Genomic DNA, 22623 nt, shown 5'->3' with positions numbered 1-22623 from the left:
GTGGAAATTTCCGCGGAGAATGTCTATTTACGAAATAGGCGAAAAGGAGGGAAACAACATGGCAAATGAAAAAATTCGGATCCGTTTGAAAGCATACGATCACCGCGTGCTTGATCAATCGGCTGAGAAGATTGTCGACACAGCAAAACGTTCTGGTGCTACTGTATCTGGACCGATCCCACTCCCAACGGAGAAAGCGATCTACACAGTACTTCGTGCCGTTCACAAGTACAAAGATGCTCGTGAGCAGTTCGAAATGCGTACACACAAACGTTTGATCGACATCGTTAACCCAACACCGAAAACAGTTGATGCGCTTATGCGTCTTGAACTTCCGTCGGGCGTTGACATTGAAATCAAACTTTAATTTTTCTTCTATAAATAGTTGATACTAGCCAGAAGATCAAAATCATTCAATATTAGGAGGTGTATCTCATGGCTAAAGGAATCTTAGGAACTAAACTCGGTATGACACAAATCTTCAACGAGTCAGGCGAAGTAGTACCAGTTACTGTCGTTTCAGTAGAAGGTAACGTTGTTCTTCAATTGAAGACAATGGAAGTGGACGGTTACGAAGCAGTCCAACTCGGCTTTGGTGATATCAAAGAAGGTCGTCAAAACAAACCGCAAAAAGGTCACGCTGCGAAAGCAAGTGCGACACCTAAGCGCTTCATTAAAGAAATCCGTACATCTGTAACAGATTTCGAAATCGGTCAAGAGATTAAAGCAGATACTTTCGCTGCAGGCGAAATGGTTGATGTAACAGGTACGTCGAAAGGTAAAGGTTTCGCTGGAGCAATCAAGCGTCACAACCAATCACGTGGTCCAATGGCTCACGGTTCGCGTTACCACCGTCGCCCAGGTTCAATGGGTCCTGTCGCTCCAAACCGTGTATTCAAAGGGAAATTGCTCCCAGGACGCATGGGTGGAGAACAAATCACTGTTCAAAACCTTGAAATCGTAAAAGTTGATGTAGAACGTGGCTTACTCCTCGTCAAGGGTGCTATCCCAGGCGCACGTAAGAGCCAAGTTGTCGTCAAAACTGCGGTTAAAGGCAACTAATCCGTTTGCAAGGAAAGGAGGAATAACGAATGCCTAAAGTAGCTTTGCTTAACCAAACAGGTACACAAGTTGGAGATATTGAGCTCGCAGATGCCGTTTTCGGAATCGAGCCAAACGAAGCAGTCGTATACGATGCAATCGTCATGCAACAAGCTTCACGTCGCCAAGGTACACATGATACAAAAGGTCGCTCGGAAGTTCGCGGTGGCGGCCGTAAACCATGGAAACAAAAAGGTACTGGTCGTGCACGCCAAGGTTCGATCCGTTCGCCACAATGGGTTGGCGGTGGAACAGTCTTCGGTCCAACACCACGTTCGTACGCTTATAAACTTCCTAAAAAGGTTCGTCGTCTCGCATTACGTTCAGCACTTTCTTCGAAAGTCGCTAACAACGAGTTCATCGTTCTTGAAGGTTTGACAATCGATGCTCCGAAAACAAAAGATATGATTTCGGTCTTCGCTGCTCTTTCAATCGAACGTAAAGTTCTTGTCGTTACTGCTGATTACAACGAGACAGTCGTTCTTTCAACACGCAACATTCCTGGTGTCACAGTCGTTGACGCTGCTGGAGTAAACGTCCTTGATCTTGTCGGACACGACAAAGTCATCTTCACGAAGGATGCAGTTGCGAGAGTAGAGGAGGTGCTTGCATAATGGCACATACACACGACATTATCAAACGTCCTGTAATTACTGAACGCTCAGTGAACCAAATGGCTGAGAAAAAGTACACGTTCGAAGTAGACGTGAAGGCATCTAAGACTCAAATCAAAGATGCTGTTGAAGCGATCTTCGGCGTTAAAGTTGAAAAAATCAACACACTTATCTCAAAACCAAAAGCAAAACGCGTAGGTCGTCACGCTGGTTACACAGCACGCCGCAAAAAAGCGGTCGTCACGCTTACTGCAGATAGCAAAGAACTCGATTACCTCGGTTAATCGGTACTCTGTAGAAAAGGAGGGAACTCTCGATGGGAATTAAAAAGTTTAAACCGACCACTAACGGTCGTCGTAACATGACTGCACTCGACTTTGCTGAAATTACGGCTTCACGTCCTGAAAAATCGTTAACTGAAAAGCTTTCGAAAAAGGGCGGACGTAACAACCAAGGTCGCTTGACAGTACGTCACCAAGGTGGCGGACACAAACGTAAATACCGTATCATCGATTTCAAACGTAACAAGGATGGCATCGCTGGCCGTATCGCTACAATCGAGTACGATCCGAACCGCTCTGCAAACATCGCTCTTGTACACTACATCGATGGTGAAAAACGCTACATCCTCGCACCTAAAGGATTGAAAGTTGACATGCAAATCATGTCAGGAGCAGAAGCTGACATTAAAGTCGGTAACGCTCTTCCACTTGTAAACATCCCAGTTGGTACGTTGATCCACAACATCGAACTTAAGCCTGGTAAAGGTGGTCAGCTCGTTCGTTCAGCTGGTACTTCTGCTCAGCTTCTCGGTAAAGATGGTAAATACGCGATTGTTCGTCTTCAATCAGGCGAAACACGTATGATCCTTGCTACTTGCCGTGCTACAATCGGCGCTGTCGGTAATGAAGAGCATGAGCTCGTCAATATCGGTAAAGCTGGTCGTTCACGCTGGCTCGGAAAACGTCCTACAGTTCGTGGTTCTGTAATGAACCCAGTTGATCACCCACACGGTGGTGGTGAAGGACGTGCTCCAATCGGTCGTTCGGGCCCACTTACTCCTTGGGGTAAACCGGCACTCGGATACAAAACTCGTAAGAAAAACAAAGCGAGCGATAAATACATCGTCCGCCGTTCTAAAAAATAATTACGTGATTTCTGAACGGTTCGTAGGAACCGTTCCTGAATCATGCCAAAGGGAGGTACAACTATGGGTCGCAGCTTGAAAAAAGGTCCATTTGCAGATCACCATTTGCTCGCTAAGGTTGATAAAGCCAACGAAGCTGGTGACAAGCATGTTATCAAAACTTGGTCACGCCGCTCGACAATCTTCCCAGAGTTCATCGGTCACACGATCGCTGTCTACGATGGTCGTAAACACGTACCGGTTTACGTGACAGAAGATATGGTCGGTCACAAACTTGGTGAATTCGCGCCAACTCGTTCTTATAAAGGACATGCTGGTAACGATAAGAAGACGAAACGTTAATCTGAGGGGAGGTACTCATTATGCAATCAAAAGCATCGGCTAATATGGTTCGCATTGCTCCTCGTAAGGCACGTCTCGTAGTAGACTTAATCCGCGGGAAGCAAATCGGCGAAGCTCTTTCGATTCTTGCTTACACGAACAAGGCAGCAACGCCAATCGTTGAAAAAGCATTGAAATCGGCAATCGCGAACGCTGAGCACAACTTCGACATGAACATCGAAAACCTCGTAGTAACAGAGGCTTACGTCAACGAAGGTCCAACGCTCAAACGTTTCCGCCCACGTGCAATGGGTCGCGCAAGCCGTATCAACAAACGTACGAGCCACGTTCACATCGTGGTATCTGAAAAATAAGGAGGGATTACCGTGGGTCAGAAGATTAACCCAACTGGTCTTCGCGTAGGTATCATCAAAGACTGGGAATCACGTTGGTTCGCAGATAAAGACTATGCTGATCTCCTTCATGAAGACTACGTAGTTCGTGAATATATCGAAAAACGTCTTAAAGACGCTAGTGTTTCTAAAATTGAAATCGAGCGCGCTGCAAACCGCTTGAACATTTCACTTCACACTGCTAAACCTGGTATGGTTATCGGTAAAGGCGGTTCTGAAATCGAAACACTTCGTACAGACATCACTAACCTTGCAAAAGGCAAACGCGTTCACGTTAACGTCGTTGAAGTGAAAAACCCGGATGCAGTTGCTAAACTTGTCGCTGAAAACATCGCTCGCCAACTTGAAGGCCGCGTATCTTTCCGTCGTGCAATGAAGCAATCAATCCAACGTTCTATGCGTTCAGGTATCAAAGGAATCAAGACTGAAGTTTCTGGTCGTCTTGGTGGCGCTGATATCGCTCGTTCAGAGAAGTATTCAGAAGGAACAGTTCCACTTCATACACTCCGTGCAGACATCGATTACGGTACTGCTGAAGCTGATACAACTTACGGCAAAATTGGCGTAAAAGTATGGCTCCACCACGGTGAAGTGCTTCCTACTAAAAAAGCAGCATCTAACGAACAATAATCCACATCCGTCTAGGGAAGGAGGCAACACAACATGTTGTTACCAAAACGTGTAAAATATCGTCGTGTTCACCGCGGCAACATGCGTGGTAAAGCGAAACGTGGTACTACAGTACACTTCGGCGAGTTCGGTATCCAAGCTCAAGAAGCTAGCTGGATCACTAGCCGTCAAATCGAATCAGCGCGTATCGCGATGACTCGTTATATGAAACGTGGTGGTAAAGTGTGGATCAAGATTTTCCCACATAAACCATACACTAAAAAACCTCTTGAAGTCCGAATGGGTTCAGGTAAAGGTGCTCCGGAGGGCTGGGTTGCAGTCGTTAAACCGGGGAAAGTAATGTTCGAAATCGCAGGAGTATCGGAAGAGATCGCACGCGAAGCTCTCCGTCTTGCATCACACAAACTTCCAGTAAAATGTAAGTTCGTAAAACGTGAAGAAAATGGTGGTGATACGAATGAAAGCAACTGATCTCCGTCAGCAAACTACAGAAGAGCTCAACGGTAAAGTCGGTTCGTGGAAAGAAGAGTTGTTCAACCTTCGTTTCCAACTCGCGACTGGTCAGCTTGAGAACCCTGCTCGTATCCGTGAAGTGCGCAAGTCGATTGCACGCGCGAAAACCGTTCTTCGTGAACGCGAACTCGGCATCAACAACGCATAATTCACTCGGATTCTGAGAGGAGGAACACTCAATGGAACGCACTAACAACCGCAAAGTATTAACTGGACGCGTCGTATCTGACAAAATGGATAAAACGATCGTTGTTTCAGTTGAGACTAAAGTAAAGCACAAGCTCTACGGCAAACGCGTAAACTACTCTAAGAAGTATAAAACGCATGATGAAAGCAACACAGCTAAAATCGGTGATGTTGTACGCATTCAAGAAACACGTCCACTTTCTAAGGACAAACGTTTCCGTCTCGTAGAAGTCGTCGAAAAAGCAGTAATCATCTAAACTCTAATTAGTTCGGATGAATAAACATCCGGAGGGAGGTACAATCGTATGATTCAACAAGAATCTCGCTTGAAAGTAGCAGACAACTCAGGAGCTCGTGAAGTCTTGACGATCAAAGTCCTCGGTGGATCTGGTCGCAAAACTGCTAACATCGGTGACGTAATTGTTTGCACAGTTAAACAAGCAACACCAGGTGGCGTTGTCAAAAAAGGTGAAGTTGTACGCGCAGTAGTCGTTCGTACTAAACGTGGCGTTCGTCGTAAAGACGGTTCGTACATCCGTTTTGACGAAAATGCAGCAGTCATCATCAAAGATGATAAAAGCCCACGTGGCACACGTATCTTCGGACCAGTCGCACGCGAACTTCGTGAAAAAGACTTCATGAAGATCGTCTCGTTGGCACCGGAAGTACTTTAATTCCAAAGAATTCCTACAAGGAGGTGCTCTAACGATGCATGTCAAAAAAGGTGATAAAGTTCAGGTTATGACTGGTAAAGATAAAGGCAAACAAGGCGTTATTCTTACTGCTATGCCTAAAAAAGATCGCGTTATCGTCGAAGGCGTTAACATGATCAAAAAACACACAAAACCTTCTCAACTTAACCCGCAAGGCGGAATTGTCGAGAAAGAAGCACCGATTCACGTATCGAACGTTATGCTCATCGACCCTAAGACAGGAACTCCAACACGCGTTGGTTTCACTGTGGTTGACGGCAAGAAAGTACGTATCGCTAAAAAATCGGGCGAAGCTTTAGATAAATAAGAAGATTTAAAGAAAGGAGGTCCACTTTCTGATGAACCGTTTAAAAGCTAAATACCAAGACGAAATCGTCAAAGTAATGATGGAGAAATTCAACTATACTTCTGTAATGCAAGCGCCGAAAGTCGATAAGATCGTAATCAACATGGGTGTTGGTGACGCTGTTACGAACACGAAAGCACTTGACATGGCAGTAGAAGAGCTTCAGCTCCTCACTGGTCAGAAGCCACTCATCACGAAAGCTAAGAAATCAATCGCTGGTTTCAAACTTCGTGAAGGTATGCCAATCGGTGCGAAGGTTACACTTCGCGGAGAGCGCATGTTCGAATTCCTCGACAAGTTGATCAACGTGTCACTTCCACGTGTACGTGACTTCCGTGGTGTATCGAAGAAATCATTCGATGGCCGTGGTAACTACACGCTAGGCGTGAAGGAACAATTGATCTTCCCAGAGATCGACTACGATCGCGTATCTAAAGTCCGTGGTATGGACATCGTTATCGTAACTACTGCTAATACGGATGAAGAGTCTCGTGAGCTTCTCACAGCACTCGGCATGCCATTCCAAAAATAAGGGAGGCCGCACACATGGCTAAGAAATCAATGATCGCACGTGAAGTAAAACGCCAAGCACTCGTAGAGCGCTACGCTGAACAACGCGCAGAATTGAAAGCACAAGGCGACTACATCGGCTTGAGCAAACTCCCACGTAACTCTTCAGCGGTTCGTTTACACAACCGTTGCAGTATCACTGGCCGTCCACACGGTTACATTGGTAAATTCGGTATCAGCCGTATTAAGTTCCGTGATCTTGCTCATAAAGGTCAAATCCCTGGTGTTAAAAAAGCAAGCTGGTAATTCATTAAAGTTGTGAAAGGAGGTACATCGCATGGTTATGACAGATCCGATTGCAGATATGCTTACACGCATTCGTAATGCAAACATGGTTCGCCATGAGAAGTTGGAAATGCCAGCTTCTACAATCAAACGTGAAGTCGCTGAAATCCTCAAACGTGAAGGTTTCATCCGCGATGTTGAATATCTCGAGGACAGCAAACAAGGTACGCTCCGCGTATTCCTTAAGTATGGCGCAAGCAACGAACGCGTTATCACTGGACTCAAACGTATCTCGAAACCAGGTCTTCGCGTTTACGCGAAAGCTGATGAAATCCCGAAAGTACTCGGTGGTCTCGGAATCGCTATCGTTTCAACATCTAAAGGTGTTATGACAGACAAAGAAGCTCGCCAACAAAAAGTCGGCGGCGAAGTGATCGCATACATCTGGTAATTCACGCATAAAAAGAACGGAGGTGTCTTAAATGTCACGTATTGGTAAAAAGCCGGTCGTTATCCCAGCAGGCGTTACAGTAACAGTTGAAAACAGCACAGTTACAGTAAAAGGTCCTAAAGGTGAACTCACACGTGAGTTCAACCCGACTATGGCTATCAACGTAGAAGGTAATGAATTGACTGTCGTTCGTCCAAACGACGAAAAGGCTAACCGTACAATTCACGGAACGACTCGTGCGCTTATCGCGAACATGGTCGAAGGTGTAAACAACGGTTTTGCTAAGACACTTGATATCCAAGGTGTTGGTTACCGTGCTCAAAAGCAAGGTAACAAAATCGTACTCAACCTCGGTTACTCACACCCAATCGAGTACACTCCGGAACAAGGCATTGAAGTCGAAGTTCCTACGAATACGCAAATCATCATCCGCGGAATCAACAAAGAGCGTGTTGGACACGTTGCTGCATTGATTCGTTCGTACCGTCAACCTGAGCCGTACAAAGGTAAAGGAATTCGTTACAGTGATGAAGTCGTTCGTCGTAAAGAAGGTAAAACAGGTAAGTAATTCGTTGATACGAATTGACCGGAAAGGAGTGGCATAAATGATCTCAAAGGCAGACAAAAACGCTACGCGTAAAAAGCGTCATGGTCGTGTACGTCGTACAATCATCGGGACTGCAACACGTCCACGCATGAACGTATTCCGTTCGAACAAGAACATTTACGTACAAGTCATTGACGATGCAACACATGCAACACTCGCATCTGCATCATCACTCGATCTTGAAAAAGGCAACACAGCTGACGCTGCAACAGCAGTCGGTAAGCTCGCAGCTGAACGCGCTCTTGAAAAAGGTATTGAAACAGTCGTTTTCGACCGTGGAGGATATCTCTATCATGGACGTATCAAAGCTGTAGCTGAAGCAGCTCGTGAAGCTGGTCTCAAATTCTAATAGAAAAGGAGGGAACCTCTACATGCGCCAGTTAGAAATTAACATGGATCAACTCGAAGAACGCGTTGTTACTGTAAACCGCGTCGCGAAAGTAGTAAAAGGTGGCCGTCGCTTCCGTTTTGCTGCACTCGTCGTCGTAGGTGACAAGAATGGTCACGTAGGTTTCGGTACGGGTAAAGCTCAGGAAGTGCCTGAAGCGATCCGTAAAGCAATCGAAGATGCAAAGAAAAACATGGTTAACGTTCCAATCGTTAACACTACAATTCCACACGAAATCAACGGAATTTTCGGTGCAGGTCACGTCTTCTTGAAACCTGCTTCTGAAGGTACTGGAGTCATCGCTGGTGGCCCAGTTCGTGCGGTTCTCGAATTAGCGGGAATCAACGACATTCTTTCGAAATCACTTGGATCAAGCACTCCAATCAACATGGTTCGTGCGACTGTTAAAGGTCTCACTTCACTTAAACGTGCTGAAGACGTTGCGAAACTCCGCGGTAAAACCGTCGAAGAACTTCGCGGTTAAGAAAGGGAGGGAATACAGATGGCGAAACTCGCAGTTACCCTCACACGCAGCATGATCGGTCGTCCGGAGAACCAACGCGTTACTACTCGTACGCTTGGTCTCCGTAAGATGCACCAAACGGTTGTCGTACCTGACAACGCTGCTATGCGTGGGATGATTAACCACGTGTCACACTTATTGACAGTTAAAGAAATTCAAGAGTAATAGAACGATATAATTTTATGAGGAGGTGCCCCACTATGAAACTCCATGAATTGAAACCAGCTGCTGGTTCACGTTCAGAACGCAACCGTGTAGGTCGCGGTATGTCTTCTGGTAACGGTAAGACTTCTGGCCGTGGTCACAAAGGTCAAAAAGCTCGTTCAGGCGGTGGTGTTCGTCCAGGTTTCGAAGGTGGACAAAACCCACTTTTCCGTCGTTTACCAAAACGCGGCTTCAACAACCCAACTCGTAAAGAGTTCGCGGTTATCAACCTTGACACACTTAACCGTTTTGAAGAAGGAACTGAAGTAACTCCTGAACTTCTTATCGAGACTCGCGCAGTCAAAGGTATGAAAGACGGCGTTAAGATCCTTTCAAACGGCAAGATTGAAAAGAAACTGACAGTAAAAGCTCACAAGTTCTCCGAAGCTGCGAAGCAAGCGATCGAAGCTGCCGGCGGTACGGTTGAGGTGATCTAATGTTTCAAGCGATCTCCAATATGTGGCGCGTAGCCGACATCCGTCGGCGCATTCTCTTTACCTTGGCCCTGATTATCGTGTTCCGGATCGGAGCGCATATCCCAGTGCCGATGGTAAACACTGAAGTATTCAAGATTGACGAGAATGGTATTCTCGGATTCTTGAACTCCTTCGGCGGGAATGCTTTGCAGAATTTCTCACTCTTTGCGATGGGAATCATGCCGTATATTACGGCCTCGATCGTTGTCCAACTCTTACAGATGGACGTTGTTCCAAAGTTTGCCGAATGGGCAAAACAAGGAGAGGCGGGCCGTAAGAAGTTAGCAACGGTAACGCGCTATGGAACGATCGTACTCGGCTTAGTCCAAGCGTTTGGAATCGCGCTTGGATTTAACCGTATCTATCCAGGTCTTGTCAATGAAGATTTTGGCACCTGGACGTACGTTATGATTGCACTTGTTTTGACGGCTGGTACAGCGTTCTTGATGTTCCTCGGTGAACTCATTACGGAGAAGGGCATTGGTAACGGGATATCAATGATCATCTTCGCTGGGATTGTCGCAGGCTTCCCGAACGCGTTCCGCCAGATTTACGAAACAAAGCTCCAAAATGCAGGGGATGCTTTGTTCGTCAATGTGCTTTATATCGTACTGTTGCTTTTAATCATCATTGCGGTCATCGTCGGTGTCATCTATGTGCAGCAAGCTGCACGTAAGATTCCGATTCAGTACGCTAAGCGTACGGTGAACCGTGCGCCAGTAGGCGGCCAATCGACACACTTGCCGATGAAGCTGAATGCTGCTGGTGTTATCCCAGTTATCTTCGCGGTATCGTTCATGGTGACTCCACCAACGATTGCAAGTTTCTTTGCGAGTCCGGAAAACGCGACGAAAATTCGTGACATCTTCGACTATACGAGTCCAATCGGAATGTCGATTTATGTTGCATTGATCATCGCCTTCTCGTACTTCTACACATTCGTTCAGGTCAACCCGGAACAAATGGCAGAGAACCTTCAAAAACAAGGCGGGTACATTCCTGGTATCCGTCCTGGTAAGCAAACGGAACAATACATCACGAAGATCCTCTATCGTCTGACATTCTTCGGTTCGCTCTTCCTTGCTGTCATCGCGGTAACGCCAACGTTCTTTATTAAGTTCGCTGGTTTACCGAACTCGGTGCAAATTGGTGGAACAAGCTTGCTGATTGTCATCGGTGTAGGTCTTGAGACGATGAAACAGATTGAAAGTCAACTGGTTAAACGACACTACAAAGGCTTTATCCGATAAGGCGGGAGGAAGGGGACCATCCCTTTCCTTTCTGTTGTGTCTATAGAGTCTATAGAAGTGGAGGCTACCGACATGAATCTTGTATTGATGGGCTTGCCGGGTGCTGGAAAAGGGACGCAGGCTGCGAAAATTATCGAAGACTACGCCATTCCACACATCTCGACAGGCGACATGTTCCGCGCGGCGATCAAAGATCAAACACCGCTCGGGCAGGAAGCGAAATCGTACATGGATAAAGGGGAACTCGTTCCGGATGAAGTCACAATCGGCATCGTACGTGAACGTCTCGCCAAAGAAGACTGTGCAAATGGTTTTCTTCTTGACGGTTTCCCACGCACAGTGAAACAAGCAGATGCTCTTGAAGCATTACTTGCGGATCTTAACAAACAAATCGATCACGTCATTCACATCGGTGTCAACCCGGAGAAACTTGTCCCTCGTTTGACAGGCCGCCGGATTTGCCCGACATGTGGAGCAACGTATCACGTCATCTATAACCCACCAAAAGTGGAAGGTGTCTGTGATATCGACGGATCAGCACTTGTTCAACGTGAAGATGATCAAGAAGAAACGGTTCGCCGTCGTCTTGAAGTCAACGTCGCGCAAGCGCAACCTTTGATTGACTTTTACGCTGAAAAAGGGTATCTTCGTAATTTGGACGGTGATCGTCCGATTAATGAAGTTTACTCCGATGTTCAAGCACTTCTTGGTGGTCAGTAATGATCATTACGAAAGCGCCGCGTGAAATCGACATTATGCGTAAGGCAGGACAAATCGTCGCTCGGACGCATAAGGAGCTTAAAGCTCACATTCGTCCAGGCATCACGACGGGGCAACTCGACGCGATCGCTGAACGTTATATTCGAAGTCAAGGGGCAACACCATCGTTTAAAGGTTATAATGGGTTTACTGGTAGCATCTGCGCATCAGTAAATGAAGAACTTGTCCATGGTATTCCGGGTGACCGCGTACTCCACGATGGAGACATCATCTCGATTGATATCGGGGCGGAGTATAATGGATATCACGGAGATTCAGCCTGGACATATCCGGTCGGTACAATCTCTGAAGAGACAAAGCAGTTACTTGACGTAACTGAAGAATCTCTGTATAAAGGATTGGAGCGCGCCAAAGCTGGTGTGCACCTGACAGATATTTCGCATGCGATTCAGTCACATGTCGAAGCAGCGAATTTTTCTGTAGTCCGCGAATATGTGGGCCACGGCGTGGGACAAAATTTGCATGAAGATCCGCAAATCCCACATTATGGACCACCGGGGAAAGGGCCGCGCCTGAAAACCGGCATGACACTGGCGATTGAGCCAATGGTCAACGTCGGGAAACGCTATGTTCGCACACTATCCGACAATTGGACGGTAGTGACAGTGGACGGTAGCATGTGCGCCCACTTTGAGCACACCATCGCCATCACAGACGACGGCTACGAGATCTTAACGGTCGATGCAGAGTGAGCTGTGCGCGTTATTGGTGTCACCTTTCTATAAGCCGCTATCCACTCGTGTTTGTGACCGATGATCTCTCAACGGCTACTGTAGAAAGCCCCTAAGCGCTACAAATCGTCTGGGCTCCCAATCAACTTTATAGAGAAAGGGGTATAATTGATGGCGAAACAAGATGTAATCGAAGTGGAAGGTACGGTTATCGAACCACTTCCAAATGCGATGTTTAAGGTGGAGTTAGAAAACGGCCACACGGTCCTCGCGCACGTCTCAGGAAAAATTCGGATGCACTTCATTCGGATCTTACCAGGAGATAAAGTAACAGTTGAGTTGTCACCATACGACTTAACTCGCGGACGGATCACATACCGTTTCAAATAAAAACTCCGATTTTTTCAGGAGGAGGTATTCACAATGAAAGTAAGACCTTCGGTTAAACCGATCTGTGAAAAGTGTAAAGTTATCCGCCGTAAAGGCAAAGTAATGGTTATTTGCGAAAACCCTAAGCATAAACAAAAACAAGGGTAATTAAACAAGGAGGTGCACACATGGCACGTATTGCTGGTGTAGATATTCCACGTGAGAAACGCATCGTTATCTCACTCACTTACATCTATGGTGTTGGTAAAACGACTGCTCAGAAAGTCTTGAAAGAAGCTGGTATCTCTGAAGATACTCGTACTCGTGAATTGACTGAAGAACAACTCAACCAACTTCGTGATGGTTTAGATAAAGTAAAAGTTGAGGGTGACCTTCGTCGTGAAATCTCACTCAACATCAAACGTTTGATCGAAATCGGTTGCTACCGTGGTGTTCGTCACCGTCGTGGTCTTCCAGTTCGTGGTCAAAACACTAAAAACAACTCGCGTACTCGTAAAGGCCCACGCCGTACAGTAGCGAACAAGAAGAAGTAAGGGAGGGTAAACTAATATGGCAAAACGTAAACAGAACGTTCGTAGTAAACGTAAAGTCAAAAAGAATATTGAGTCTGGTATCGTGCATATCCGTTCAACATTCAACAACACAATCGTTACGATCACTGATGTGCAAGGGAATGCAATCTCTTGGGCAACTGCAGGTAACATGGGCTTCAAAGGCTCACGTAAATCGACTCCATTCGCAGCACAACTTGCTTCTGAAACAGCTGCAAAAACTGCAATGGACAACGGTATGCGTACTGTAGAAGTCAACGTTAAAGGTCCTGGTGCAGGTCGTGAAGCTGCTATCCGTGCGCTTCAAGCAATCGGTCTCGAAGTTACAGCGATCCGTGACGTAACTCCAGTTCCACACAACGGTTGCCGCCCTCCAAAACGTCGTCGCGTGTAACCCGTCTTGTACTGCAAAGCGGGAAATCGAGTAGACTTTTGTTGATCGTTTGACCAAATCAAGCAGTAGACACGTACACGAGACGGTTGGCGATTGAACGCGATGGCCAACAGGACGATATTCAAGGAGGGGTTCAGATGATCGAAATCGAAAAACCGAAGATTGAAACGGTCGAATTAAGCGAAAACGCTACGTTTGGTAAATTCGTAGTAGAACCGCTTGAGCGTGGATTCGGTACAACGCTTGGTAACTCATTGCGTCGTATCCTATTATCTTCACTTCCGGGTGCTGCAGTCACTGCAGTCCAAATCGATGGCGTTCTTCATGAGTTCTCGACGATTGATGGCGTTGTAGAAGACGTTACCCAAATCATCTTGAACCTTAAGAAACTCGCCCTCAAAGTTTACTCGGAAGAAGAGAAAACACTTGAGATCGATATTCAAGGCGCTGGCGTTGTTACTGCGGCAAACATTACGCATGACAGCGACGTCGAAATCCTCAACCCAGAACTTCACATTGCAACACTTGCAGAAGGTGCATCACTTCATATGCGTCTGACAGCTCGTCGCGGTCGTGGGTATGTTCAGGCTGAAGATAACAAACGGGACGATATGCCAATCGGTGTGATCCCAATTGATTCGATTTACACGCCAATTCAACGTGTAAACTATCAAGTTGAAAAAACACGTGTCGGTCAAGATGCGAGCTTCGATAAATTGACGCTTGATGTTTGGACGGACGGTTCAATCCGCCCTGAAGAAGCAGTGTCACTCGGTGCGAAAATCATGACAGAACACTTAAACATCTTTGTTGGTCTTACGGACGAAGCGCTCCATGCCGAAATCATGGTCGAAAAGGAAGAAGATCAAAAAGAAAAAGTACTTGAAATGACGATCGAAGAACTCGATCTTTCAGTTCGTTCGTACAACTGTTTGAAACGCGCTGGTATCAATACGGTTCAAGAACTCGCGAATAAGAGCGAAGACGAGATGATGAAAGTTCGTAACCTCGGACGTAAATCACTCGAAGAAGTTCAAGCGAAGCTCGACGAACTCGGACTTGGTTTGCGTAAAGAAGACTAAAAACTATTAATTGCACGAAGGAGGGAATCCATCCATGGCATACTCGAAATTAGGCCGTACAAGCTCACAACGTAAGGCACTTTTGCGTGACCTTGCGACTGATCTCATCATCAATGAGCGTATCCAAACTACAGAACAAAAAGCGAAGGAACTTCGTCCAGTCGTTGAGAAACTCATCACTTTAGGTAAACGCGGTGATCTCCACGCTCGTCGTCAAGTTGCATCGTTCGTTCGCCGTGAAGCTGCTGGTCAAAACGCAGAGGGCAAAGCACAAGACGCGATCCAAAAATTATTCGCTGATGTTGCTCCACGTTTTGCTGAGCGTCAAGGTGGTTACACACGCATCATGAAAATGGGACCACGTCGTGGTGACGGCGCAGAAATGGTCATCATCGAACTCGTTTAATTTTTAAATGATTCGTTATAAAAGGGCAGTGCGTAACTCGCTTCTGCCCTTTTGTTACAAATGGAATTAATTGATTTGATGAAGGAGGAGTAGACATGACGAAGCTAATTGAACTGGATCACGTTACGTATCGGTATCCGGAACAGGAACAAGCTGCGTTACAAGATGTCTCTCTGACGATTCATTCTGGTGAATGGGTCGCCATCGTTGGACACAACGGCTCTGGAAAATCAACGCTGACTAAATTGTTTAATGGCTTGTTGCTTCCTGAATCAGGAACGGTGACCGTAGGCGAGACATTCTCGAGTGCGAATCCGGAGCAACTATGGGAGATGCGTCGGGCAATCGGCATCGTCTTTCAAAATCCAGATAATCAATTTGTTGGCACGACCGTGCGCGACGACGTGGCATTTGCCCTTGAAAATTGGGGTGTGCCACGCGAGGAAATGGTTCGTCGTATTGACGACAGTCTAGCGCGCGTTGGCCTTACGGATTTTGTTGATCGGGAACCCCATCAACTATCCGGCGGACAGAAGCAGCGTGTCGCAATTGCTTCGGCACTTGCGATGCGCCCTGATGTTCTCGTGCTTGATGAAGCAACATCGATGCTTGATCCACTCGCACGTGAAGAGGTTATGTCGACCGTTCAAGAATTATATGAACGACATCCGATGGCGGTAGTCGCCATTACACATGAATTAGACGAGGTCTTACAGGCCAGTCGTGTCATCGTGATGGATGCCGGGAAAATCGTATTAGAAGGTACACCTCAAGAAGTCTTTGCGAAATCGGCGTTTCTCCAAGAAATCGGTCTCGATGTTCCTTTCATCGTTCGAGTTCAGGAGCAATTGCGGGCGCGAGGTCTCTCGTATGGGGACACGATACTAGATGAAAGTGAATTGGTGAACCGCTTATGCCAATCCTAATCCAGGAATTGAACTATACGTACCAACTTAATAGTCCGTTCGAACGAGTCGCGCTGCGTGATGTGAATCTTGAGATTCCGTCAGGGGCGCTTGTTGCGTTTGTAGGGCACACTGGGTCTGGGAAGTCGACGCTCGTCCAGCACATCAACGGATTGCTGAAACCGACGAGAGGAAAAGTCCAAGTCGATGACATCATCATTGAACCAAAACGAAAACAAGATTTAAAGGCACTACGAAAACGTGTCGGTCTCGTCTTTCAGTATCCTGAGTACCAGCTGTTTGAAGAAACAGTCTTAAAGGATGTCATGTTCGGTCCAATGAACTTCGGGCATGAGCAGGAAGAGGCGGAACGGCTCGCAAAAGAGGCATTACGCACAGTAGGGCTAGACGAAGTCTTCTGGTCCCGATCGCCGTTTGACTTGTCTGGTGGGCAAATGAGGCGTGTTGCGATCGCAGGCGTACTCGCTAGTCAACCAGACGTGTTGATCGTCGACGAACCGACCGCTGGACTCGATCCGCAAGGACGTAAGCAAATGCTGAGTCTTTTCGCCCGACTTCATGCGGAAACGGGTTTGACATTACTCTTGATCACGCATGATATGGATCAAGTGCTCGAATATACGAATCGTGTCGTCGTCATGGAGCATGGACAAGTCGCATATGACGGAGAGCCGATCGGATTATTCCAACAGGCGGAGCTGCTGAAGCAGTTCCATCTTGATTTGCCGCACGTCTTAGCACTTGCCTGGCCGGTGGCAGACCGACTCGGACTTTCGCGTCCGAACTTACGAACGGAACCGGAAGTCGTGGATTGGATTCTACAGGTACAGGGGGGACGTATATGATCGTCGGACAACATATTCCGGGTACGTCCTATCTTCATCGTTCTTCTGCGCTTGCAAAAATTATTTTTGCATTTTGTTTCATCCCGCTCGTGTTCCTCGCGAACAATGCAGCGACGAACATTTTTTTACTCATCTTTACGTTTTTAGCGTTAGCGAGTAGTAAATTGCCACTCCGCTACGTCTTGAAGGGCTTACGTCCGATTCTTTTCCTAATCGTCTTCACCTTCGTCGTTCAACTGTTCTTTACGCGGGAAGGAACCGTCTTGTTCGAATTTGGATGGTTGAAAATTTATTCGGAAGGTCTGCGTCTCGCTATCATCGTCTCGCTCCGCTTCTTCTATTTGGTCTCGATCACGACACTCGTCACCTTGACGACGTCACCGATCGAGCTGACAGATGCAATCGAGTTGCTTTTGAAGCCATTCAAGGTCGTCCGCGTTCCGACGCATGAGATTGCCTTGATGCTCTCGATTTCACTGCGGTTCTTACCGACACTGGCAGAAGAGACGGAGAAGATCATGAAAGCACAGCAGGCACGTGGTGTTGATTTAGCGGCAGGACCGATTAAAGAGCGTCTGCGGGCAATCATCCCACTTTTGATTCCATTGTTCATCTCGGCCTTTAAGCGGGCAGAGGACCTCGCGATTGCGATGGAAGCGCGCGGCTACCGTGGGGGAGAAGGACGGACGCGTCTCCGGGAATCGAAATGGACGGCACGTGATACCGGTTTGATGGGTCTCCTCGTCGTCGTCGCGCTCCTGCTTGTTTACTTACGAGGAGGTTTCTGATGCGACGTTTTAAATGTACGATTCAATATGACGGGACGGGTTACTCCGGTTACCAAGTCCAACCGAATGGTGTAACGATCCAGGAGGTCGTCGAGAAGACGCTTGCGCGGATGCACAAGCACCCGGTCAAGGTGATTGGATCAGGGCGTACAGACGCTCGTGTGCACGCACAGGGGCAAGTCATCCATTTCGATACGGAACTTGCGATTGCGCCGGACAGCATGGTCAAGGCCTTAAATACGTTATTACCGGATGATATTCGTGTCCGGGACTGTAAAGAGGTCGCTTCTGACTTCGAAGCAAGGTATGATGTAGTGGGGAAAGAGTACCGGTACTTCGTACGCCGGACCGAAGATGCGTTTCGACGTCATCAATCGGTATTGATTCCGTACGCGCTTGATCTCGACGTGATGCGTCAAGCGATGACGTATTTAGTCGGCACCCATGATTTCAGTTCGTTTTGTGTCGCGAAGACGGAAACGGATAATCGGATCCGGACGATTTATGAAGCGGAGTTGATTGAGTACGGGGAAGAGCTGATCTTTCGGTTTAAAGGAAGCGGTTTTCTCTATAATCAGATTCGTATCATGGTCGGGACTTTGTTTGATGTCGGACGCGGACGTTTTGCCGCTACGGACATCAAGAAGATGCTTGCCGCGAAGGATCGAAACGTCGCTGGTGTGACGGCACCACCGCACGGGTTGTACCTTTGGGAAGTTTTCTACCCAGAGTCTAAAAAAGGCATTTGACATTAGCCGCTAAAAAACATACAATGTTTATTGGCATTTCATTTATTATGAAACCACAATCTTAGCCCCGTACACCTAAGATTCTGATAGATTCACACAGTGAATAAATGAAAAATCAAAAAAGAAACTTTTAAATTCCTTAGGAGGTATTTTACATGCGCACAACTTTCATGGCGAAAGCTACTGATGTAGAACGCAAATGGCTCCTTATCGACGCAGAAGGCAAAACACTCGGTCGTCTTTCGAGCGAAGTGGCTTCACTTCTCCGCGGTAAGCACAAACCTACGTTCACACCACACGTTGACTGTGGGGATCACGTTATCCTCATCAACGTTGAGAAAATCGTATTAACTGGTAACAAACTCGACAAAAAGGTCTACTACCGTCACTCTGGTCATCCAGGCGGCTTGAAGCAGACTGTCGCACGCGACTTACTCGCTAACAAACCTGAGCGTATGCTTGAACTCGCGATCAAAGGGATGCTTCCAAAAGGTAGCCTCGGTCGTCAAATGTTCAACAAACTCCACGTTTACGCTGGAGATACTCATAAGCAAGAAGCACAACAACCAGAAGTTTACGAACTTCGCGGTTAATACGAATTTAGGAGGAACTACACGATGGCAGATGTACGTTACTACGGCACTGGTCGCCGTAAACACGCGGCAGCTCGCGTTTTCCTCGTTGCTGGAGACGGTAAAGTCACAGTTAACGGGCGCGATATCAGCGAATACTTCGGTTATGAAACTTTAATCATGACTGCAAAAGAACCACTCGTAATCACAGAAACAGAAGGTAAATACGATATCATGGTAACGGTCAAAGGCGGCGGCTTCACTGGTCAAGCAGGCGCTATCCGTCACGGTATCTCACGTGCACTTCTTCAAGCGGATCCAGATTTCCGTGGAACACTTAAAGCTAAAGGCTTCTTAACACGCGATGCTCGTATGAAAGAACGTAAGAAATACGGTCTTAAAGCAGCACGTCGTGCGCCTCAATTCTCAAAACGTTAATCGTTTTTACCTCTCATCCTTACGGGTGGGAGGTTTTTTTATGCCAAAAGACCGCTCTCTAATTAAAAAAGCGGTCAAGCAACTGTCTGCCGTTCAAAACGTACGTCGTCGTATTGTTCGGATGAGGAATAAGAGTGCTGTGAGAGCAACAAACGTCAGCGGGATACTCCAGAGGAACAGATGCTGTAAAAATGCAAGAGGATCATTCGCCGTCTGTGAACCGACTGTACCGGTAAAAGACGTCTCCTGACTTAACACCGTGCTGTTTTCAGGGAGAGCGGGTTGATAAGCTACATTTGCTTCATGCCCTGCATAAAAGTAAATCGCATAGCCGATATGTAAGAAGACTGTGATGACGCTTGCGAAGACTAACATTTTTTTCATCAAAAAACTCCTTTTTCCGAATGCTTGGTGAGGATAAGTCCATCGTTAAGTATACCGGATTCTGTTTTCGGGAACAGAGGAGAAAGGAGTGTGGTGAAAGATGACACTATCAGTCAATTGGTTGCTCGAACGAGCCAATCGAAAACTGAATGTTCCCGGACTCTCGCCGGAAGTCGCCCGAAAGACACGCCAAGTCATCCGGGAACTCCATGTCAAAGGAATTTATGTCGGAGTGGCCCAAGGCTTGCGTTCCTATGCCGAGCAGGAGAAACTCTATGCGCAAGGACGAACGACGCCGGGAGCGATTGTCACGCATGCCCGTGGAGGACAATCAAATCATAACCGCGGGATTGCCGTTGATCTGTTTCAATACTCCATGGACGGAACGGAAGCGATCTTTAATACCGATGCCAACTTTCAACAAATCGTCCAGGCAATGAAAGAGCAAGGCTTTTCTTGGGGCGGTGATTGGGTGACGTTTCAGGATTACCCTCACTTTGAACTATTGAAGGCAACGACCGACGTCCTTGTTCCGTATCCAGGTCGTCCACTGTACCGGGGGGCGATCGGGATGAATGCACGTGACATCGAGCGAATCCAGCGGGCAGTGAAGGCGCCCGTGACGAAACGGTTTGACGAGACGACGGCACGGCAAGTGAGAGCCTATCAAGTACGGCAAGGGCTTGCGGTTGACGGTGTCGTAGGACCAGCGACCTGGAATCGAATGTTTTAATGAAATGACTACTGTTCTTTCTGCGGGTACGCCGAAGGAGAGTAGTCTTTTTCGATCATAAAGCGAGTCGTCTTTCACTGAGTACGAAACTTCAGGAAATATTCTCCTTTCCGAGTCGAAATGTGCAAGCGCTATCTTATTTTTGTTATACTGAAATGGAATAAATCGAACGTTCTCAGGGGGAAGGCACTATGTTGAATGAACAAGAAATTCGCGAGGTAGTCGGACAGTTAATTGATCCGACGATCGAACGCTCGCTTGCAGATACGAACGGGATTCGTGATGTCCGAATCAAAGGAGACTACGTCAGCCTGAAAATCGCACTTGCGCAAGCAGGTTCAGGTGAACAGTTGACGTTACAACAAGAAATCGTTAAAGAGTTAAAAGAAAAAGGCTTCAAGACGGTCGGACTTCGTTTCGAGGCACTCGGCGATCACGGGATTCAGGCAGCGACGACACCATCGATTCTTAAACCGGAGTCAGGGACGACGTTCATCGCGATCGCTTCTGGTAAAGGGGGCGTCGGAAAATCGACGGTTTCCGTCAACCTCGCAGTTGCCCTTGCACGGGCAGGTAAAAAAGTCGGTTTGATCGACGCGGATATCTATGGTTTTAGTGTTCCGGATATGATGGGAATTGAAACACGACCGACCGTCGTCAATGACCGGATCATTCCGCCAGAGCGGTTTGGCGTAAAAGTCATCTCGATGGGCTTCTTCGTCGAAGACAATGCACCAGTCATCTGGCGTGGACCGATGCTCGGGAAGATGCTCAATAACTTCTTCTCGGATGTTGAGTGGGGCGATCTTGATTACCTCTTGCTCGATTTGCCGCCAGGAACGGGTGACGTCGCACTTGATATTCACTCGATGCTCCCAAGCTGTCAGGAATTGATTGTCACGACACCACATGCGACAGCGGCATTCGTTGCAGCTCGTGCCGGTGCGATGGCGATTAAGACGAACCACCGTTTGCTCGGTATCATTGAAAATATGGCGTACTTCGAAAGCAAGGTAACCGGTGAAAAAGAGTATGTCTTCGGATCAGGTGGCGGAGAGAAGTTGTCAGAAGCGCTAAAAACAGATATTCTAGCTAAGATTCCACTTGGACAACCATATGCGAATGAATCGGACTTTGCACCATCGATTTATCGCGATGACCATCCATTTGAAACACACTATAATGAACTCGCAGCGCGTGTCATCGAAAAAGTAGAGGGATAATACATGAAGATTAAAGGATTTTTGAAGCTGTTCTGGATGACGCTCCTAATTGGGACGCTAGCCGGCTTCGTGTTTAACCTTGTCGCTGAACCAGGGTACGTCCGCAATCAATCGATTAGCGGATACATTACGGCCTTGGCATACAGTAGTACATGGACGGCAATCAGCCTGATGGGCTTTTTCTCTTATTTGATTTTGCACCGGGTCGGACTTGATCTGTTCCGCGGCGCAAAGTTATGGAATCGGGTTCAGGTCGTTTTGATTGCCTTCGCCTTGTTTGACGGCGTCTACTTGCGTGGACTTGCGTTCGGATTCGATAAGACAAGCCTCTATATTGGTGAAATGGTTGTCTTATTGTTCGTCGCGTTTCTCGTCGCGCGTACGAAAGCCCGTGAAACAAATTTCACTGCTTTCATCCCGACGTTATTCTTAATGACGGTCATCACGTTGATTGAATGGGTACCAGCTCTTCAGGCAACGCAAGACAAGCGGATGCTTTGGGCGGCACTGGCGACACTCTTGGTTTGTAATGCGTATCAAATCCTGATGTTGCATCGCCTGCAAGAAAAGCCTGCTCCAGCGAAAGTACAGTCGCAAAAACAGGCATAAGAAAAGGACTCGAGGGATGGTTGTTCTGACCTATTCCATCGAGTCCATCTTTTTTAAAAGTTTTTTTAGAAAAACAGTTGACGTGAAAAACAAGAGTTGATATATTAATACATGTCGCTGAGGCACACACCGAAAGCGAGCGTCATACAACGAAAAAAACTTATAAAAAGTAATTGACACCAGTTAATACTTTACTGTAAGATTTAAAAGTCGTCAAATGACATATCGGACTTTGAAAACTGAACGATGAGGCAAAAAACGTATCTTCGGATACAAACAATGAATGAAGCGCAAGCTTCGTCAACGTGACTTTTAGTCACAAAAACGAGCAAGTCAAACACTTTATGGAGAGTTTGATCCTGGCTCAGGACGAACGCTGGCGGCGTGCCTAATACATGCAAGTC

General features: G+C 47.0%; 40 protein-coding genes and 1 rRNA gene. 40 read left to right on the top strand and 1 reads right to left on the bottom strand.

Annotation, left to right across the window (positions count from 1 at the left end; genetic code table 11):
• Window positions 1–58: 58 nt before the first annotated feature.
• The 36 genes from rpsJ (at window position 59) to rpsI (ending at window position 19270) form a co-directional block, all read left to right on the top strand.
• Window positions 59–367 carry a 30S ribosomal protein S10 gene (gene rpsJ / locus KNP94_RS14625; RefSeq protein WP_029332258.1) on the top strand — a complete coding sequence of 103 codons (309 nt, stop codon included), beginning with the start codon at window positions 59–61 and terminating at the stop codon, window positions 365–367.
• Window positions 368–435: 68 nt separating this feature from the next.
• On the top strand, window positions 436–1062 hold the full coding sequence (gene rplC / locus KNP94_RS14620; RefSeq protein WP_029332259.1) for a 50S ribosomal protein L3: 627 nt from the start codon (window positions 436–438) through the stop codon (window positions 1060–1062).
• Window positions 1063–1091: 29 nt separating this feature from the next.
• The gene (gene rplD / locus KNP94_RS14615; RefSeq protein ID WP_029332260.1) at window positions 1092–1715 is read left to right on the top strand and encodes a 50S ribosomal protein L4; all 624 of its coding nucleotides are present in this window, start codon (window positions 1092–1094) and stop codon (window positions 1713–1715) included.
• Window positions 1715–1999, top strand: coding sequence for a 50S ribosomal protein L23 (gene rplW / locus KNP94_RS14610; protein ID WP_029332261.1), 285 nt, complete (start codon window positions 1715–1717; stop codon window positions 1997–1999). The genes rplD and rplW overlap by 1 nt, the downstream gene beginning before the upstream one ends.
• 32 nt (window positions 2000–2031) lie before the next feature.
• Window positions 2032–2862 carry a 50S ribosomal protein L2 gene (gene rplB / locus KNP94_RS14605; protein ID WP_029332262.1) on the top strand — a complete coding sequence of 277 codons (831 nt, stop codon included), beginning with the start codon at window positions 2032–2034 and terminating at the stop codon, window positions 2860–2862.
• A 63-nt stretch (window positions 2863–2925) separates the two neighbouring features.
• On the top strand, window positions 2926–3204 hold the full coding sequence (rpsS, locus tag KNP94_RS14600; RefSeq protein ID WP_012369013.1) for a 30S ribosomal protein S19: 279 nt from the start codon (window positions 2926–2928) through the stop codon (window positions 3202–3204).
• 20 nt (window positions 3205–3224) lie between these two features.
• Window positions 3225–3557: a 50S ribosomal protein L22 gene (gene rplV, locus KNP94_RS14595; RefSeq protein ID WP_029332264.1), complete on the top strand. Its 333-nt coding sequence runs from the start codon at window positions 3225–3227 to the stop codon at window positions 3555–3557.
• A 12-nt stretch (window positions 3558–3569) separates the two neighbouring features.
• Complete coding sequence (rpsC, locus tag KNP94_RS14590) at window positions 3570–4226, top strand: 30S ribosomal protein S3 (RefSeq protein WP_026834299.1); 657 nt, start codon at window positions 3570–3572, stop codon at window positions 4224–4226.
• Window positions 4227–4259: 33 nt separating this feature from the next.
• Complete coding sequence (gene rplP, locus KNP94_RS14585) at window positions 4260–4697, top strand: 50S ribosomal protein L16 (protein ID WP_012369016.1); 438 nt, start codon at window positions 4260–4262, stop codon at window positions 4695–4697.
• Window positions 4684–4887 (top strand): 50S ribosomal protein L29, encoded by a 204-nt coding sequence (gene rpmC, locus KNP94_RS14580; protein WP_012369017.1) that lies wholly within the window; start codon window positions 4684–4686, stop codon window positions 4885–4887. The genes rplP and rpmC overlap by 14 nt, the downstream gene beginning before the upstream one ends.
• Before the next feature lie 31 nt (window positions 4888–4918).
• Window positions 4919–5182: a 30S ribosomal protein S17 gene (gene rpsQ / locus KNP94_RS14575; RefSeq protein WP_014969155.1), complete on the top strand. Its 264-nt coding sequence runs from the start codon at window positions 4919–4921 to the stop codon at window positions 5180–5182.
• 48 nt (window positions 5183–5230) lie between these two features.
• Window positions 5231–5599, top strand: coding sequence for a 50S ribosomal protein L14 (gene rplN / locus KNP94_RS14570; protein ID WP_012369019.1), 369 nt, complete (start codon window positions 5231–5233; stop codon window positions 5597–5599).
• Between the two features lie 34 nt (window positions 5600–5633).
• The gene (gene rplX / locus KNP94_RS14565) at window positions 5634–5945 is read left to right on the top strand and encodes a 50S ribosomal protein L24 (RefSeq protein ID WP_029332265.1); all 312 of its coding nucleotides are present in this window, start codon (window positions 5634–5636) and stop codon (window positions 5943–5945) included.
• Between the two features lie 31 nt (window positions 5946–5976).
• The gene (gene rplE / locus KNP94_RS14560) at window positions 5977–6516 is read left to right on the top strand and encodes a 50S ribosomal protein L5 (protein WP_029332266.1); all 540 of its coding nucleotides are present in this window, start codon (window positions 5977–5979) and stop codon (window positions 6514–6516) included.
• 14 nt (window positions 6517–6530) lie between these two features.
• Window positions 6531–6800: a 30S ribosomal protein S14 gene (gene rpsN / locus KNP94_RS14555; RefSeq protein WP_012369022.1), complete on the top strand. Its 270-nt coding sequence runs from the start codon at window positions 6531–6533 to the stop codon at window positions 6798–6800.
• A gap of 31 nt (window positions 6801–6831) precedes the next feature.
• Window positions 6832–7230 (top strand): 30S ribosomal protein S8, encoded by a 399-nt coding sequence (gene rpsH, locus KNP94_RS14550; protein WP_012369023.1) that lies wholly within the window; start codon window positions 6832–6834, stop codon window positions 7228–7230.
• A gap of 31 nt (window positions 7231–7261) precedes the next feature.
• Window positions 7262–7798, top strand: coding sequence for a 50S ribosomal protein L6 (gene rplF, locus KNP94_RS14545; RefSeq protein ID WP_029332267.1), 537 nt, complete (start codon window positions 7262–7264; stop codon window positions 7796–7798).
• A 37-nt stretch (window positions 7799–7835) separates the two neighbouring features.
• Window positions 7836–8186: a 50S ribosomal protein L18 gene (gene rplR, locus KNP94_RS14540; RefSeq protein ID WP_029332268.1), complete on the top strand. Its 351-nt coding sequence runs from the start codon at window positions 7836–7838 to the stop codon at window positions 8184–8186.
• Between the two features lie 22 nt (window positions 8187–8208).
• Entirely contained in the window at window positions 8209–8709 is a 501-nt protein-coding gene (gene rpsE / locus KNP94_RS14535) for a 30S ribosomal protein S5 (protein ID WP_012369026.1), read from the top strand.
• Between the two features lie 18 nt (window positions 8710–8727).
• Complete coding sequence (gene rpmD / locus KNP94_RS14530) at window positions 8728–8913, top strand: 50S ribosomal protein L30 (RefSeq protein ID WP_012369027.1); 186 nt, start codon at window positions 8728–8730, stop codon at window positions 8911–8913.
• 35 nt (window positions 8914–8948) lie between these two features.
• Window positions 8949–9389 carry a 50S ribosomal protein L15 gene (gene rplO / locus KNP94_RS14525; protein ID WP_029332269.1) on the top strand — a complete coding sequence of 147 codons (441 nt, stop codon included), beginning with the start codon at window positions 8949–8951 and terminating at the stop codon, window positions 9387–9389.
• Window positions 9389–10678 carry a preprotein translocase subunit SecY gene (gene secY / locus KNP94_RS14520; protein ID WP_088836008.1) on the top strand — a complete coding sequence of 430 codons (1290 nt, stop codon included), beginning with the start codon at window positions 9389–9391 and terminating at the stop codon, window positions 10676–10678. The genes rplO and secY overlap by 1 nt, the downstream gene beginning before the upstream one ends.
• A 72-nt stretch (window positions 10679–10750) precedes the next feature.
• Window positions 10751–11398: an adenylate kinase gene (locus tag KNP94_RS14515; protein ID WP_026834297.1), complete on the top strand. Its 648-nt coding sequence runs from the start codon at window positions 10751–10753 to the stop codon at window positions 11396–11398.
• Window positions 11398–12150: a type I methionyl aminopeptidase gene (gene map, locus KNP94_RS14510; protein WP_029332271.1), complete on the top strand. Its 753-nt coding sequence runs from the start codon at window positions 11398–11400 to the stop codon at window positions 12148–12150. The genes KNP94_RS14515 and map overlap by 1 nt, the downstream gene beginning before the upstream one ends.
• Window positions 12151–12300: 150 nt before the next feature.
• Entirely contained in the window at window positions 12301–12519 is a 219-nt protein-coding gene (infA, locus tag KNP94_RS14505; RefSeq protein ID WP_012369032.1) for a translation initiation factor IF-1, read from the top strand.
• Window positions 12520–12552: 33 nt separating this feature from the next.
• On the top strand, window positions 12553–12666 hold the full coding sequence (gene rpmJ / locus KNP94_RS14500) for a 50S ribosomal protein L36 (protein ID WP_003156543.1): 114 nt from the start codon (window positions 12553–12555) through the stop codon (window positions 12664–12666).
• Between the two features lie 20 nt (window positions 12667–12686).
• Window positions 12687–13052, top strand: coding sequence for a 30S ribosomal protein S13 (gene rpsM, locus KNP94_RS14495; RefSeq protein ID WP_012369033.1), 366 nt, complete (start codon window positions 12687–12689; stop codon window positions 13050–13052).
• A 16-nt stretch (window positions 13053–13068) separates the two neighbouring features.
• On the top strand, window positions 13069–13464 hold the full coding sequence (gene rpsK / locus KNP94_RS14490; protein WP_029332272.1) for a 30S ribosomal protein S11: 396 nt from the start codon (window positions 13069–13071) through the stop codon (window positions 13462–13464).
• 137 nt (window positions 13465–13601) lie between these two features.
• Complete coding sequence (locus KNP94_RS14485) at window positions 13602–14546, top strand: DNA-directed RNA polymerase subunit alpha (protein ID WP_029332273.1); 945 nt, start codon at window positions 13602–13604, stop codon at window positions 14544–14546.
• Window positions 14547–14580: 34 nt separating this feature from the next.
• Window positions 14581–14952 carry a 50S ribosomal protein L17 gene (rplQ, locus tag KNP94_RS14480; RefSeq protein ID WP_023466649.1) on the top strand — a complete coding sequence of 124 codons (372 nt, stop codon included), beginning with the start codon at window positions 14581–14583 and terminating at the stop codon, window positions 14950–14952.
• A 95-nt stretch (window positions 14953–15047) separates the two neighbouring features.
• A complete protein-coding gene (locus KNP94_RS14475; protein WP_029332274.1) occupies window positions 15048–15878 on the top strand; it encodes an energy-coupling factor ABC transporter ATP-binding protein in 831 nt (276 codons plus the stop codon).
• Entirely contained in the window at window positions 15866–16723 is an 858-nt protein-coding gene (locus KNP94_RS14470; protein ID WP_029332275.1) for an energy-coupling factor transporter ATPase, read from the top strand. The genes KNP94_RS14475 and KNP94_RS14470 overlap by 13 nt, the downstream gene beginning before the upstream one ends.
• The gene (locus tag KNP94_RS14465; protein ID WP_214894451.1) at window positions 16720–17511 is read left to right on the top strand and encodes an energy-coupling factor transporter transmembrane component T family protein; all 792 of its coding nucleotides are present in this window, start codon (window positions 16720–16722) and stop codon (window positions 17509–17511) included. Before KNP94_RS14470 ends, KNP94_RS14465 begins: the two co-directional genes overlap by 4 nt.
• Window positions 17511–18260, top strand: coding sequence for a tRNA pseudouridine(38-40) synthase TruA (truA, locus tag KNP94_RS14460; protein ID WP_029332277.1), 750 nt, complete (start codon window positions 17511–17513; stop codon window positions 18258–18260). The genes KNP94_RS14465 and truA overlap by 1 nt, the downstream gene beginning before the upstream one ends.
• A gap of 155 nt (window positions 18261–18415) precedes the next feature.
• On the top strand, window positions 18416–18853 hold the full coding sequence (gene rplM, locus KNP94_RS14455) for a 50S ribosomal protein L13 (RefSeq protein ID WP_012369041.1): 438 nt from the start codon (window positions 18416–18418) through the stop codon (window positions 18851–18853).
• A gap of 24 nt (window positions 18854–18877) precedes the next feature.
• Complete coding sequence (gene rpsI / locus KNP94_RS14450) at window positions 18878–19270, top strand: 30S ribosomal protein S9 (protein WP_029332278.1); 393 nt, start codon at window positions 18878–18880, stop codon at window positions 19268–19270.
• A gap of 93 nt (window positions 19271–19363) precedes the next feature.
• Here the strand turns inward: rpsI and KNP94_RS14445 are convergent, their stop codons facing one another.
• The gene (locus KNP94_RS14445) at window positions 19364–19654 is read right to left on the bottom strand and encodes a hypothetical protein (protein ID WP_088836012.1); all 291 of its coding nucleotides are present in this window, start codon (window positions 19652–19654) and stop codon (window positions 19364–19366) included.
• A gap of 100 nt (window positions 19655–19754) precedes the next feature.
• Here KNP94_RS14445 and KNP94_RS14440 point away from each other — a divergent pair, with 100 nt between their 5' ends.
• The 4 genes from KNP94_RS14440 to KNP94_RS14425 form a co-directional block, all read left to right on the top strand.
• The gene (locus tag KNP94_RS14440; protein WP_215115905.1) at window positions 19755–20387 is read left to right on the top strand and encodes a M15 family metallopeptidase; all 633 of its coding nucleotides are present in this window, start codon (window positions 19755–19757) and stop codon (window positions 20385–20387) included.
• A 191-nt stretch (window positions 20388–20578) separates the two neighbouring features.
• Window positions 20579–21610: an Mrp/NBP35 family ATP-binding protein gene (locus KNP94_RS14435; RefSeq protein ID WP_029332281.1), complete on the top strand. Its 1032-nt coding sequence runs from the start codon at window positions 20579–20581 to the stop codon at window positions 21608–21610.
• 3 nt (window positions 21611–21613) lie between these two features.
• Window positions 21614–22219, top strand: coding sequence for a KinB-signaling pathway activation protein (locus tag KNP94_RS14430; protein WP_214803533.1), 606 nt, complete (start codon window positions 21614–21616; stop codon window positions 22217–22219).
• Between the two features lie 341 nt (window positions 22220–22560).
• Window positions 22561–22623: ribosomal RNA gene (locus KNP94_RS14425) — 16S ribosomal RNA — on the top strand; the annotation flags it as partial.

The organism is Exiguobacterium sp. s80 (assembly GCF_018618725.1).
In the GTDB taxonomy this organism is placed as follows: domain Bacteria; phylum Bacillota; class Bacilli; order Exiguobacteriales; family Exiguobacteriaceae; genus Exiguobacterium_A; species Exiguobacterium_A oxidotolerans.
This window is presented reverse-complemented; position numbering and strand designations above follow the sequence as displayed.